The organism is Thalassolituus marinus, from assembly GCF_020320395.1.
Lineage (GTDB): Bacteria > Pseudomonadota > Gammaproteobacteria > Pseudomonadales > Oceanobacteraceae > Venatoribacter > Venatoribacter marinus.
Map to the genome: position 1 here is coordinate 1 of NZ_JAEDAH010000005.1, position 13,359 is coordinate 13,359.

At 52.2% G+C, this 13,359-nt stretch carries 13 protein-coding genes; 5 read left to right on the forward strand and 8 right to left on the reverse strand.

Annotation, left to right across the window (positions count from 1 at the left end; genetic code table 11):
• Window positions 1-120 precede the first annotated feature (120 nt).
• From I9W95_RS00990 to I9W95_RS01000, 3 genes are all read right to left on the reverse strand, one after another.
• Window positions 121-654, reverse strand: coding sequence for a cytochrome b (locus I9W95_RS00990; protein ID WP_225670848.1), 534 nt, complete (start codon window positions 652-654; stop codon window positions 121-123).
• Between the two features lie 102 nt (window positions 655-756).
• Window positions 757-3,528 carry a ricin-type beta-trefoil lectin domain protein gene (locus I9W95_RS00995; protein ID WP_225670850.1) on the reverse strand — a complete coding sequence of 924 codons (2,772 nt, stop codon included), beginning with the start codon at window positions 3,526-3,528 and terminating at the stop codon, window positions 757-759.
• Window positions 3,529-3,623: 95 nt separating this feature from the next.
• A complete protein-coding gene (locus I9W95_RS01000) occupies window positions 3,624-3,857 on the reverse strand; it encodes a DUF2175 domain-containing protein (RefSeq protein ID WP_225670852.1) in 234 nt (77 codons plus the stop codon).
• A gap of 374 nt (window positions 3,858-4,231) precedes the next feature.
• Between I9W95_RS01000 and I9W95_RS01005 the strand changes: the two genes are divergently transcribed.
• Window positions 4,232-6,109: a methyl-accepting chemotaxis protein gene (locus I9W95_RS01005; protein WP_225670854.1), complete on the forward strand. Its 1,878-nt coding sequence runs from the start codon at window positions 4,232-4,234 to the stop codon at window positions 6,107-6,109.
• A gap of 21 nt (window positions 6,110-6,130) precedes the next feature.
• Here I9W95_RS01005 and I9W95_RS01010 read toward each other — a convergent pair whose 3' ends face one another.
• The 4 genes from I9W95_RS01010 to I9W95_RS01025 form a co-directional block, all read right to left on the reverse strand.
• Window positions 6,131-7,249 (reverse strand): ATP-NAD kinase family protein, encoded by a 1,119-nt coding sequence (locus I9W95_RS01010; RefSeq protein WP_225670856.1) that lies wholly within the window; start codon window positions 7,247-7,249, stop codon window positions 6,131-6,133.
• 31 nt (window positions 7,250-7,280) lie between these two features.
• Window positions 7,281-8,330, reverse strand: a complete 1,050-nt coding sequence (locus I9W95_RS01015; RefSeq protein ID WP_225670858.1) for a phospholipase A — start codon at window positions 8,328-8,330, stop codon at window positions 7,281-7,283.
• Window positions 8,331-8,445: 115 nt separating this feature from the next.
• Entirely contained in the window at window positions 8,446-8,895 is a 450-nt protein-coding gene (locus tag I9W95_RS01020) for a hypothetical protein (protein ID WP_225670860.1), read from the reverse strand.
• Between the two features lie 93 nt (window positions 8,896-8,988).
• Window positions 8,989-9,864 (reverse strand): DMT family transporter, encoded by an 876-nt coding sequence (locus tag I9W95_RS01025; protein ID WP_225670869.1) that lies wholly within the window; start codon window positions 9,862-9,864, stop codon window positions 8,989-8,991.
• A 126-nt stretch (window positions 9,865-9,990) separates the two neighbouring features.
• Here I9W95_RS01025 and I9W95_RS01030 point away from each other — a divergent pair, with 126 nt between their 5' ends.
• Window positions 9,991-10,485 (forward strand): MarR family winged helix-turn-helix transcriptional regulator, encoded by a 495-nt coding sequence (locus tag I9W95_RS01030; RefSeq protein WP_225670871.1) that lies wholly within the window; start codon window positions 9,991-9,993, stop codon window positions 10,483-10,485.
• 36 nt (window positions 10,486-10,521) lie between these two features.
• Here the strand turns inward: I9W95_RS01030 and I9W95_RS01035 are convergent, their stop codons facing one another.
• The gene (locus tag I9W95_RS01035) at window positions 10,522-11,295 is read right to left on the reverse strand and encodes a ferredoxin--NADP reductase (protein ID WP_225670873.1); all 774 of its coding nucleotides are present in this window, start codon (window positions 11,293-11,295) and stop codon (window positions 10,522-10,524) included.
• A 114-nt stretch (window positions 11,296-11,409) separates the two neighbouring features.
• Here I9W95_RS01035 and I9W95_RS01040 point away from each other — a divergent pair, with 114 nt between their 5' ends.
• The 3 genes from I9W95_RS01040 to I9W95_RS01050 are packed head-to-tail and all read left to right on the forward strand — an operon-like array spanning window position 11,410 to window position 13,315.
• A complete protein-coding gene (locus tag I9W95_RS01040; protein ID WP_225670875.1) occupies window positions 11,410-12,306 on the forward strand; it encodes a LysR family transcriptional regulator in 897 nt (298 codons plus the stop codon).
• Window positions 12,299-12,811 (forward strand): YgjP-like metallopeptidase domain-containing protein, encoded by a 513-nt coding sequence (locus tag I9W95_RS01045; protein WP_225670877.1) that lies wholly within the window; start codon window positions 12,299-12,301, stop codon window positions 12,809-12,811. Before I9W95_RS01040 ends, I9W95_RS01045 begins: the two co-directional genes overlap by 8 nt.
• A 51-nt stretch (window positions 12,812-12,862) precedes the next feature.
• The gene (locus I9W95_RS01050; RefSeq protein WP_225670879.1) at window positions 12,863-13,315 is read left to right on the forward strand and encodes a nucleoside deaminase; all 453 of its coding nucleotides are present in this window, start codon (window positions 12,863-12,865) and stop codon (window positions 13,313-13,315) included.
• The last annotated feature ends 44 nt before the right edge of the window (window positions 13,316-13,359 follow it).

Genomic DNA, 13,359 nt, shown 5'->3' on the forward strand with positions numbered 1-13,359 from the left:
GAGAGGGGTAAGGCCCCTCTATGAGGACAAGGGGCTATGAATATTTCACAAAAGTTCAAATAAAAATTTGTGGGACAGCAGTGGGCGTATGCCGGCTTTTTTATACGCTGAATAACGCAGTTACTTACGGAATGACATGCGTTTCAGGGTGTCGTCTTTCATTTTAAAATGATGCAGTAAGGCAGCGCCGATATGTGCAACCAGTACCAGCACCAGCGCCCAGGACGCCAGACCGTATACACCTTCAAAGAATTCATGCGCACTTTCACTCTTGCCCATCAGCATGGGTAATTCCAGGCCAAATAAAGCAACACCGTAACCGGCCGACTGGCTCATCAGAATACCGCTCACTGGCATAATCAGCATCAGTAAATACAGAATGCCCTGTACCGCTTTGGCTTTAACGACATCGGCGCGTGGAGTACCCGCCAGTGGCGCAACCGGATTGGTAATGCGCACCGGGATACGTATCAGCAGCAGCAACAACGCCAGTACGCCGAAGGACTTGTGCAGAGTGATAACCTCCAGCTTTTCCGGACCACGCGGCATACCATCCATCACGTGGCCAACAATCAGCAGAGCGAAAATGACCAGCGCCGAGCCCCAGTGCAGAACTTTGGTCGCCAGGTTGAATTGATCAGACGGTTGCGTCATGGGTATTTCCTTATAGCTATACAGGGATATCCAGCCAGTATAATCCTTTCCGCCAACTTCCCAAGCGGCAACCGTCACATTTACCCATCTTTATTTAAACACTCAGTACTGCATCTCCCACTGCTGGCGGGAACTGTTACTGATACTGCGCAAGCGCACATCTGACGAGGCAGAAACGCCATCGGCGTGCAGCGCAAAGCCTGAGTTAAGACGGGGTAGCAACCGCTTGCCCACGCGATCCCAGCGCATATTGTTGCCACTGCAGGTCCACAGAACCGCTTTGCCCCCGTCGTACATCTGCCCACCATTATCGAGACACTTTGACGTGTTCAGCGCTGAGCGCAGATAGCCACTTTGCTCGTCATAAAACCAGCGCTGAGCCTGAGTACCATTGCAGGTATAGGACTGAACATTAGTGCCATTCCAGCTGCGTGCTCCGGCCACATCCAGACACAATCCACTGTCAGCATTAACCAGAACAAAACCATTATCCGTTGTGCCCTTATCTTCGCCGTAGCCAGAGTGAGTCATCGCCCCCGTCAGATACACCGGGCTTTGCTCTGACGCCAGAGTCGCCACAATGGCCTGCTGCAGTTGCAGCAGTTCACTGGCGGACAAATCAGTACCGTCGATCAGTAAGGCAAAATGCAGAGAATCTTCATTTTCCTCCGGGCTGGTATCGTCCCAGACCAGTAGTCGCTGACCGCCGCTGGCGGAGCCGTCTGCCACCAGTACAGCCTCGTCGGGCGATTGCTGAACTGTCTGTGACAGTTCACTACCACTCGCAATCAGACGCTCGGTAATCAGAGTTAACTGCCCGGAATCACGATGACGCGGCCAATAAATCTCGGTCGGTGCCTCGCTGCTGCGGCCACGCCATGCTGCAAAGGCAAAAATGCTGTCACGTAAAAATTCTCGGTCACGGAAATAACCGGGCAAGCTGGCACGAATGCTGTACCAGTTCATGATTTCTCCGGCTTCATCCGGCACCTGCCCCGAATAGGCAAAGTGCAACAGGCGCCCCTGAACAGCACGTGGATAGGCGCGCTCCAGCAGACGAGCATCAAGGTTATAGCTCTGGCCATAATTGGCGATCACCGAAAAGTTTTCACCGTTCCAGGCGTCATCCTCTGTCCGCACCTGCTCTTCATTGCCATTCTGTAATTCGTAGTGGTTGTCGTAATAGTAATCCCACTGCCACTGGCTGCCGCTGATCAGCGGAGTATAAAAATTCAGGTAACGATCTTTACTGCGCGCACTGTCTGAGGACTCCATCCCCTGATAGGTAGCATTCACAATACGGGAAGTGTCGGTGTGACCCCAGCCGTCCAGCCACATGCCGAATTCAGAAAGAAAAGGTGCAATATTCAGGTAGCGCGCCTCATTGCGAATCAGATCAAGGTTGTCGAAATAGCTACCATTGCGGGCCACAGAAAGGTCGTTGGTTCCCATGCGGCCCTGATCATAAAAATGGCTGTTAAACACAAAACCGTCGCCCGGTTGATAAGCCAGATAATGACCACCGGTTGCTGGTGCTACCGCGCCGGCTATTGAACTCCAGAAGACATTAGGCTCGGCATAAACGGGCGTACCCGACCAGCCACGACGATCCATTTCAGCACGTACTTTTTCATAAAATGGCCACAATACGTAGTTATCCCAGTCGGCATAACTCATGGCACCAGTACCGCCATCAAACGGCTCATTAATCGGATCAACACCGATAATGTAGGCCAGCTGTTCAGAGGTCAGATGTTGCTGTAAATAACTGAGCATTTCGCCCAGCTGCCAGACAAACTGACTCTGTACATAATCGAGGTCTCCCGCCAGTACGGCATCACTGCTGCCATCCCGCAGAACAAACTGTTGTTCTGCGGCACTGGCAGCGGCGTCGCATTCGGCCAGTTCAAGATTCTGGTTAACCCGGGTAATGCACTTATTCAGGTCGAGTAAACTGTGCAGACGCCCATGGCGATCCAGTGCGAATTTCTGCGCCGTCGAGCTGTTGCACTGATAAAGCTGAATGTTGGTGCCGTTACTGCTGTATCCACCCGCGGCGTCTATGCAGAAATTGCCGTCAGCAGCGCTGCGTAATGTGGCATCCCGGTGGTAATGCCAGCGCTGATTGGCTGCATTGTGGCAGGACCAGGTGATGATATTGGCATCGTTGACTATGGCTGCAGAAGACACATCCACACACTGAGCCACATCTGCCATAAACAACTCGGTATCCGCCAGGTCCTGATTCAGTGCCCAGTGATCAAACCAGAAGCTGCGCATAGCATTGCGCACTGCTGAATCCGATTGTTTATGAGCGGCCCAGGTCAGATCACAGGGCAGACCACAGTCATCCTTACCATACACATCACTGACCGCCCAGGCAGGAGCGCCATTACCGGTATCAGATGATGCAGCCGTAAAGGTGTGGCGACTGTACAGGTCTGAGTGATAGTCGATCAGAACATAGAGGCCCAGGTCTGCAGCGATAGCTATCTGTTCGGCAACTGCAGCCAGATATGATTCATCAACCCCACCGGCAGAAGGCTGAACGCCCTCCCAGGCAATGGTGTAGCGGATCATGTTCGCGCCTGTCTTCTGGCGCAATAGCGTCAGACTGTCATGCGCATCCTGCGCTGTTTTAAATGCCTTAAACCCTGACTCCGCCAGCTTCACTTCGCCGGACACATTGAAACCACGTAAGCTGATCTGGCGCCCACTCTGGTCCGTGAAGATCTTATCTTCGATACCTTCGACCAGCGAGGAACTGATAGAAACTTTTGAATCTGACGGCAGGCTGTGCAGCGCATAGCTGCTACTGGCAGCCAACAGAGAGGCAGCCAGTATCAGCCTCCTGCGCATAGAGAATGTGAACATGGTGAGTCCTTGATTTGTTATTGTACGTTAGTACCAAATTAGCAGATCAAAAAATCACCAGAAAGGACTATCAAAGCCAAAGAGGCTTCAGCTGATCAGGCCCAGATTTCCACTTCATCGCAGGTTGATTGTCGGGCATTGCGCTCCATAGTGGCCATTTCCAGCAGATCACCAAGTTCGGTATCGGTCAGGTTGCGCAGGTTCAGGGATTGAAAAACGCGTTGCTCGATCAGGTATTTTTCGTAACAGGCCTGATGAGCAGGACCAATACCCGGGGCAGTGATCGGGGTTCCACCCAGAGCAGATTTAAAGCAAAAACAACACTTCATAACGGCGAAATATTCGGTGAGATACAACGTCGGCGGAATCTAACCGAAATGAAACCTTATAGAAAGAATGGACAAGTAACAGATTATTGACACCCGCCACCGTAAAAACCCCACAACCGTCTCAATTAATTGATTTTACTGGAGAATTAAAAATCTAATTTTTTTGTAAATGATCGTAAGCCGGTATTTTTTTACACATGGTAAATTTTACCCAGCATAAGTAAGCAGATTCTTTGCTGCGTATACGTAAATCTGCTGACATTCAGCCGACAGATACCCGTTGTAAGAACCTGCTGACGCGAATCAGATGAGCGCTAGCACTTTACGGAGCGTCAACTAAGCTTGATTGACATCAAGTGTAAGAAGATTTCGCCATGAACCTGCTCAGCAATTTCAGCATCCGTGCCAAACATCATCTGATTCTGATTGTCTCTGTCATCGGTATCGCTCTGACGCTGCTGATCAGCATCAATCAGTTTAATCAACTCAGTCAGCTTCAGGAAATTCGTCTTGATACAGAAATCATCGAGAATAAGCTACTGACTCTGAGACGACATGAAAAAGACTTTATGGCCCGCAAGGACACAAAGTATGCCGACAAATTCAACGACGCTTCAGCTTCTCTTAATGAATCTGTCGCTAAGCTCGAAGAAGATCTGGGGGGCATGTCCGATGCTACCCCGCTGCTGCGGTTACTGCAGGACGAAAGCGCCAGTTACTCGAAGCTCTTTACAGCACTGGTAGAGAATCAGCTGGTTATCGGTCTGGACCACGAGCAGGGACTTTATGGCTCTCTGCGAGATGCAGTACACGGTATTGAGAGCGTGGTCAAAGAATCCGGAAATTACGAAATTCTTTATCAGATGCTGATGCTGCGACGTCATGAAAAAGATTTCATGCTTCGCCGTCTGGAAAAATACATGGATAAGTTCAACGCTCAGATCAGTAGTTTTGAACAAACACTCGAGCGTTCCTTTATGTCCGACGAAGCTCTGATCAGATCGAAGCTGTCGTCGTATCAGCAACAGTTTACCCAGCTTGTTAATGACGAACGGAAAATCGGCTTGTCAGAAAAGGATGGCATCCGTGGCCAGATTCGTGAGTCTTCCAGAAAAGTGGAGGATACGTTCGTTGAGCTGAACCAGCTGATTGAAAATCAGATTGCTGAAAAAGTAGCAGCAGTTTACACACTGCTGGCGATTGCAACTCTGATCGTGGTCGCCATTATCACCACCCTGCTGATGATGGTTTCACGCGCGGTATGGCACCCTATCGAACACATTACCAATACCATTCACCGCTGTGCCAATGAACTGGATTTAAACCTTACAACCCGCTACCAGTCTCAGGATGAAATAGGCAAACTTTCGCGTGCTTTCGATCACCTTATCGGGACGTTAAAGACGACAATATCCAGTATCCGATCTGTGGCTGACGAAACCAGCACATCCGCCAACCGGATGTCACAGATAACCGATAAGGTTGGTAAAGCCAGCGAGCAACAGCAGGAACAGGTTGGGCATACCGTATCCGCCATGACCCAGATGACCTCGACCATTCAGGAAGTAGCTGCCAATGCCAATCAGGCAGCCAGCAGTGTGCGCGACATTCATCACCTGGTAGAAAGTGGCAAAACCTTATCCGGTGAAGCTCGCATTGAAATTGAAACGCTCAACCATGACATCGAAAATGCCACCGGTGCTATTGAAAAACTGAAGCGCGACAGTGAAAACATTGGCGCAATTCTGGCTGAAATTAATTCTATTGCGGAACAGACCAACCTGCTGGCACTGAACGCTGCCATTGAAGCAGCACGTGCAGGTGAGCAGGGACGAGGGTTTGCCGTAGTAGCCGACGAAGTTCGAACGCTGGCCAGCCGAACGCAGGAGTCCACCGAATCCATTCGAACCACCATCAGTGAATTTAATAAAGGCACAGAAGAAGTCGTAAATACCGTTCAGAACTCCCGTAAACGTGCTGAGACGGGTATTAATAAAGTGCGTGAAACCAGTGACTCTCTGCAGAACATTTACAGCAGTATGAGCAGCATCAGCGACCTGAATATTCAGATCGCCACCGCCGCCGAAGAGCAGACTCAGGCTTCCGCCGAGATAAATCGCAATATCATCGAAATCAATGAACTGGCGGATATGACCAAAACCCAGGCAGGCGAAGCTGCCCGTGATGGCTTATCTCTGAGTCAGAAAGCACGCGATCTGGCGGAATCCGTGTCACTGTTCAAAGTATCGTAAAACGCGGCTCTGACCCGAGGATCAGGCCAGTGTATGCACAATGTGGTCGCGGTAGCCGGTGATGATTTCAATGGTGCCCGACCATGCCTGATCCAGCTGCGGGTCACCGCTGTCCATAATCAATGGCCGTCCGTTCAGGGCGGCTATTTTTGTTTTGGTCGAGATCACCCTGATATTCTGCTTGCCCAGCTGATGCAGTAACGCTGGCGACAACTGCTGGTTGCCACGACCGAAAATATGCCCCTGACCACCCATCACGCTGACAACGGCAATGGTTTGTTGATACTGACTGCTCAGCTGCAGCAGTTGGCTGGCACTCAGATCACGGCCCACCAGTTCACGATTACACACCGCATCCACGCCGAGCAGTGTATTTTCCAGACCCAGCTCATCCATAATAGCCTGCGTGGTTTTACCGGAACCAATCAGATACAGCACATCATCTTCCATCTCTTCGCAGAGATAGGCCGCAATATCCACCAGCACCAGAGATTCATCCTCTACGCCGCCCTGCTTTACCGCCTGCACGAAATGTCCGTGCTGAGGTACGCGCATATCACCATAGTGACGGGCACGAACCTGGTTGTTACGGAAAGCGTCTTCATCCAGATCACGAACTTCCGCTTCCTTAACATCCACCAGCTCGCCGCACAGCAGGCTGCGGATAACGTTGCCGGTGGCCAGCGGAGTAATACCGTAAACACCGGAATGGATTTTCACCCCGGCCGGAATGCCAATAACCGGAACAGCGTCACCGATCACCGCACAGATATCCCGTGCAGTACCGTCGCCGCCGGCAAACACCAGCAGGTCTACGCCGGCATCCAGCATCGCCTGTGCTGCTTTACGGGTGTCATCCGCAGAGGTGTGAGTTTGAGCAATATCGGCATCGATCAGGCGGTAGCTGAATCCGAATTCAGCAGCAAGCTCTTCCCCCATCTCAGCGGGACAGGTCAGTATCTGAAAGCGTGATGACAGATCGGCAATGACCTGCAGCGCCTGACGACTGCGCGCCAGTGATTTTTTCTGCGCCCCAAGAGCCAGTGCCTGCTCAACAATATCTGTACCGTCACTGCCTTTGAGACCAACAGCTCCGCCGATACCGGAAAGTGGATTAATAATAAGTCCGAGTGTAATCATCTGGCGCTCCTCACTGGGGGCGCCATTATAATCAGAACCAGTCGCTGAGCTTAATACCCAGGCCAAAGCGTTCCTGATAACGGTTGTAGTCGATCAGGCTTTCGCCATAACCGTTAAAGTAATGGACATAACCTTTCAGACGATTGGTCAGAGGGAAACTCCACCCCAGCTCCAGTGCGCCACGGTTTTCATCAAAGTTGAAGTTATTGCGAACCGTGACGGAAAACGTGTGCAACTTCATTACATGCATGTAGGTCAGCTGCCCCGGCCCCATGTAATCGTCAATATCCGGATTGTCGTTGTCTTCCGGGTCCCACGGGTCACCTTCTTTTTCTTCCGGCACGCGCCACCAACCCTGTAACTGCACGACACCACTGGGGATAACCGACACGGTCGACAGAATCACCCGGTTCCAGCTGCGTGACAATGAACTGGTCTGGCCATTGGACTGGTGATTAAGGGAAACAGAGAAGTAGTCGACCCAGGGATTCCTCGTCTGCCACGAGAACATCAGCTCTGGTTCATGATTCGTTTCGCGAAACGGTCTTGAAATATCACTGTTGTAGGCCTGCCAGAAAGAGCGGTTGGTATAGCCAACCTCAATACGGCTCAGTTTCCCGAACACGTCTTCGGCCAGCAGATATTTAATACTGAGCTGAAACACCGCCTCAAAATGATCGTTACCATCCAGGCCGGCTTCGTCAGGGTCATCGCCCAGATGCTCCAGTAAGCGGTCGCGCTCTGCATCACTCGGGCGCGCCTGCCAGGTCAGCGGCAATACATAGTTGGGTCTGTGTGGTATCAGAACATACGGGTTCTTGCTGGCCACATGCATCACCTGAATTTTTTCGACAATGGCCGGAATACGTCGCACGTCTTCCTTAATCTCGTCCTCAGCAATGGTTTCTACCTGATACGCCTGGGTACGGGTTGTTCCGGACTCAGGTAACAAGGACTCCAGCTCATCCATAAGCTCGACCGGTGCCGACTCTGGCACAGCAGCAGATGGCGTCGGCTCCTCAGCAACAGCGAGATGACTTAACCCAACAGCGACAACAGTGGCAATCGCCAGACGGTACATAACAAAGCTCCGCAAACAGATCAGTCGCCACTATAGCCCAGGAATATGTCAATCATAGTCTTGCTCACCGGGACACTGCGTCCGCCCTGCACTACCCGAGCCTGTTAACCCGGCCTTAAACACTGTAGCCCTCGGCTTCAAGATACGGAGTACGAATTGCCTGATACTCATTTTTGCAGCATGGGCAGATACGTACGTCCTTACTCAGGATACGGCTGTGCAGATGCATCAACTTGTTGTCATGCTCCCAGCAGAAAGAACAGTAAGGCTGGCCGTAGGGGCGCCCATCGAGGGTTTTGTAGTAACCATCACCGCGGCGACGCAGGTTACCGCGATATACCAGTGCTTCATTCAGACGGATCAGCTCAGCATCACGGGCTTCACACACACCCTGCAACAAGCTGAGTTCCATCTTGCTGGAAGCAACGGCGGCGGTCATTTCCGCCAGCAAACGCTTCAGCTCAACCCGATCCATCTGGTAGTTCGCTTCTTTGATCTGCTTGCTGACATCCTGCGCGAAATTCAGACTGCGCATTACGTCTTCAACGCTACCTTGTCCTGGCATCGTCATTCTCCCGTCACTTTATTCTTTAATAAACGTCGACTTTTCGTCGAAATTACCGTCAGACGGGTTCTACTGCAGCTTCAATGCCAGCTTTCAGCCTTTTGCTTGAGTTCGTGCAGGTAACTGCGCCATCACCACACATACCAGTACCAGTACAATCGCGGCCAGCTGAACGAGAGACAATGCCTCACTCAGGAACAATACACCGGCAACCACAGCGACGACAGGGTTCACCAGTCCCAGAAAAGCCAGCTTGTCGACGGGCAGACGCGCTACCGAGCGGAACCAGAGAATGTAGCCCATACCCATCGTCACCGGCCCCAGCCAGCCCAAAGCCAGAACAGAACCCAGCGTCAGCTGGGGAAAAGGACGCCCGGCAAGCATGGTAACCAGCAACAGCACAACACCGGCCAGCGCCAGCTGGGCACTGGTCATAATCATCGGTTTGATATCCTTGCCGAGGACGGGAATCAGCAAAACACCAATCGACATGCTGGTTGCTGCCAGTAGTGAACAGGCTACACCAGTCCAGTCCGGCGTCACCGGCGACTGCCACACCAGCAAGGCAACACCGGCGATACCGCCTGTAGCACACAGCAGTTGCAGTAGCGATGGGAAGCGTCCGAGTAGCGCGCGAATCAGCAGAATCTGCAACGGCATACTGGCCGTCAGGGTGGCTGCCATGCCGCCCGGCAGCCGCTGTAACCCGGCAAACAACAGTGCAGTAAACAAGCCGATATTCAACGTGCTGAGTACTGCGATAGCCAGCCAGCGACTACGCCACACGGACAGTGGTACCAACGGCAACATCAGCAGCCCCGGTACCAGAATACGCAGAGTGGCCAGCCACATAGGGTCAAATCCCACCAACCAGGCCTTGGTAACCGGGTAGGTAGTCCCCCACAGCAAGGGCGCGATCAGTGCCAGCCACCAGGCGGATGCTGGAGCAGGTGAGGTGTTTGCTTGCATTTTTATCTTCACATTAAGATATTTAATAGAAAGATAACAACCTGACCAATAGTGGTCAAATATCTTTACGTGAAGATATGTACCGGGCACACTATCAACGCACGAAGCGTATGGATACAACACCCGATGCCAGACTCTAACGATCACATTGATTTTGTTGTCAGCCAATGGCGTACAGAACGTCCTGAGCTGGAGCCTATGCCGATGGCATTGATTGGCCGGCTGAAACGGCTTACGACTCACCTGCGCCAGCACATAGAAAACCAGCACAAGAGTTTTGGCCTGGCGTGGGGAGAGTTTGATGTTCTCGCTACCCTGCTGCGCAGCGGTAAGCCTTACTGCCTGACTCCTACCCTGCTGTTTCGCTCGGCCATGCTGTCATCCGGCGCGATGACCAATCGCCTGAACAAGCTGGAAAAGCAGGGACTGATTGCGCGCCTGCCCGATCCGGAAGACCGCCGCAGCCTGCTGGTACAGTTGACGGACAGCGGCTTCGAGCTAATCAGCCAGGCGATCGGCGAACATGTCGATACCGAAGCTCAGCTGCTGCAGGCTCTGAGCGACGAAGAACAGCAGCAGCTGAATCAGCTGCTGAAGAAATGGTTAGCGGATTTCGAATAACGCGAAACGGGAGACCATAATGGCCTCCCCTATGAATTACTTCTCGACGAAGGCCCGCTCAATCACATAGTGACCAGCGTGACCGGCACGCGCTTCTTTAAAGCCCATACCATCCAGAATTTCGGTCAGATCGGCCAGCATCGCCGGGCTGCCACACAGCATAAAACGGTCGGTTTCCGGATTAAGATCCGCCAGACCAATATCGCGGGTCAGCTTACCGCTGGTTAACGCATCAGTCAGTCGCCCCTGATTACGGAAAGGCTCACGCGTAACCGTTGGGTAATAAATCAGCTTGTCACGTACCACATCGCCGAAGTACTCATTGTTCGGCAGCTCCTCCTCAATACGCTGCTGATACGCCAGTTCAGAAACATAACGCACACCATGGGTGAGGATTACCTTGTCGTACTGCTCGTAAACATCCAGATCCTTAATGATGCTCATAAACGGCGCCAGCCCGGTGCCCGTGCTCAACAGATACAGGTTCTTGCCCGGCAACAGGCTGTCAGTAATCAGCGTGCCCACCGGCTTGGTACCCACCAGAATTTCATCACCCACCTGCAGTTTCTGCAAACGGGAGGTCAGCGGACCATCCTGAACCTTGATTGAGAAAAACTCCATCTCCTCTTCATAGTTCGCACTGGCGATACTGTAAGCGCGTAACAGCGGTTTATCTGCGACTTCCAGACCAATCATAGTGAAATGACCGTTCTTGAAACGCAGGCCCTGGTTACGTGTGGTAGTGAAGCTGAACAGTGTCTCGTTCCAGTGGTGGACGCTGGTGACTGTTTCCCGGATCAGGTTACTCATCTTGGTTTCCGCAGGTAATGATTTAACTTGCGTTACAGCTTAGCGCCAGCGACAATATCGGCAAATCAGATTATTCAGTTATATCTGTTCGATTTTTCAGATAAGGATTGCGCCATGCGTTACACCCTGCGCCAGCTTGAAGTCTTTGTGGCCATCGCCCACGAGCAAAACCTGACCCGCGCCGCCGACCGCCTGGCTATGTCACAGAGTGCGGCCAGCAGTGCACTGAAAGACCTTGAGAATCAGTTTGGGTTGCAGCTGTTTGATCGTATGGGCAAGCGTCTGCAGCTTAATGAACAGGGACGCCTGATGCGTCCCAAAGCCGAAGCCTTACTGGCTCAGGCACGGGATTTTGAGCAGAGCCTGCTGCAACACGCGGAAGCGGGTCCGCTGAATGTCGGTGCCACCCTGTCGATTGGTAACTACATGGCGGTGGGGCTGATGGCCGACTACATGAAGCGCTATCCGCAATCAGCCATTACCCTGGATGTCGGCAACACCCGCCATATCGTCGACAAAGTACTGAATTACGATCTCGATGTAGGTCTGATCGAAGGTGAGATTAATCATCCCGATCTGGAAATCATTCCCTGGCGCGAGGACGAGCTCGCCGTCTTCTGCGATCGTGACAATCCACTCGCCAGCAACAGTACCAACCTCTCAGATGATGATCTGCGGAATGCCCAGTGGATTCTGCGCGAAGCCGGTTCTGGTACACGCCAGGCTTTCGACCGTGCCATGCATGGCTTATTACCCGATCTGCACATCGCTCTCGAACTGCAGCATACGGAAGCGATTAAACGTGCGGTTGAAGCCGGACTGGGCATTGGCTGCCTGTCGTTGATAACCCTGGCGGATGCCTTCCGTCGTGGCAGCCTGATCCGACTGGACGTTCCGGCGCGTGATTTCTCGCGCCAGTTATACATCATCGTGCATAAACTGAAATATCGCAGTGCTGGTATCAACGCCTGGCTGGAGTTGTGTCAGGAGCAGAGCGACAACCATGAATAAACCGCGTCAGCCCAACTATCTGGGAAGTTACAGTCCGCAACTGCAGGCCCAGGCGCAAAGCCTGCTCGACGAAGAAAAGACTGCTACGTTACTGCTGCGTAAGTATCCCGACGTACATGAACTCAGCTCAGAAAAAATGCTGTATCAGTACGCTATCGATCTGAAAAACGAGCACATGCGCAGCTCACCACCGATCAGCAAAGTCATCTATGACGACAAAATTCACGTTATCAACAACGCCCTCGGTCTGCACACGTTTGTCTCGCGGGTACAGGGCAACAAGCTCAAAGCAAAAAACGAGATCCGAATATCGTCGCTGTTTCGCCGCGTACCAGAACCGCTGCTGCGTATGATTCTGGTTCACGAACTGGCGCATCTGCGGGAAAAAGAACACAACAAGGCCTTTTACAAACTCTGTTGTTATATGGAGCCGGATTACCACCAGCTGGAATTTGATCTGCGTCTCTACCTCTGCCACCGCGACCGCTACGGCGACCTCTGGTAGTCCATCCGAAAACATGTGAGGATAACGCAACGTCTCAGCAGGGAGTTGCTAATGACTTACACCAGCGATGAAATATTCATGAATGCTGCTCTGGAAGAAGCCCGCCGCGGGCGCGAACAGGGTGGCATTCCCATTGGTTCGGTACTGGTACACAACGGCGTCATTATTGGCCGCGGCCATAATCGCCGGGTGCAGCAAGGCAGTGTGATTCGCCATGCTGAAATGGACTGTCTGGAAAATGCCGGACGCCAGCCAGCCTCTGTCTATCAGGAGTGCACGCTCTACTCTACTCTTTCGCCCTGCGATATGTGCAGTGGTGCAGCCCTGCTGTATGGTATTCCCAGAGTGGTTATTGGTGAGAATGTCACTTTTTCAGGCCCGGAATCCTTACTTACAGAACGCGGTGTTGAAATCACCATTCTGCAACACCAGGAATGCATCCATCTGATGCGCCAGTTCATCGTTGATAATGCCGAATTATGGAACGAAGATATCGGTGAATAATCCGCCAGGAAAAAGCCTGCTAAATTGACTCAGCAACAGCGGGC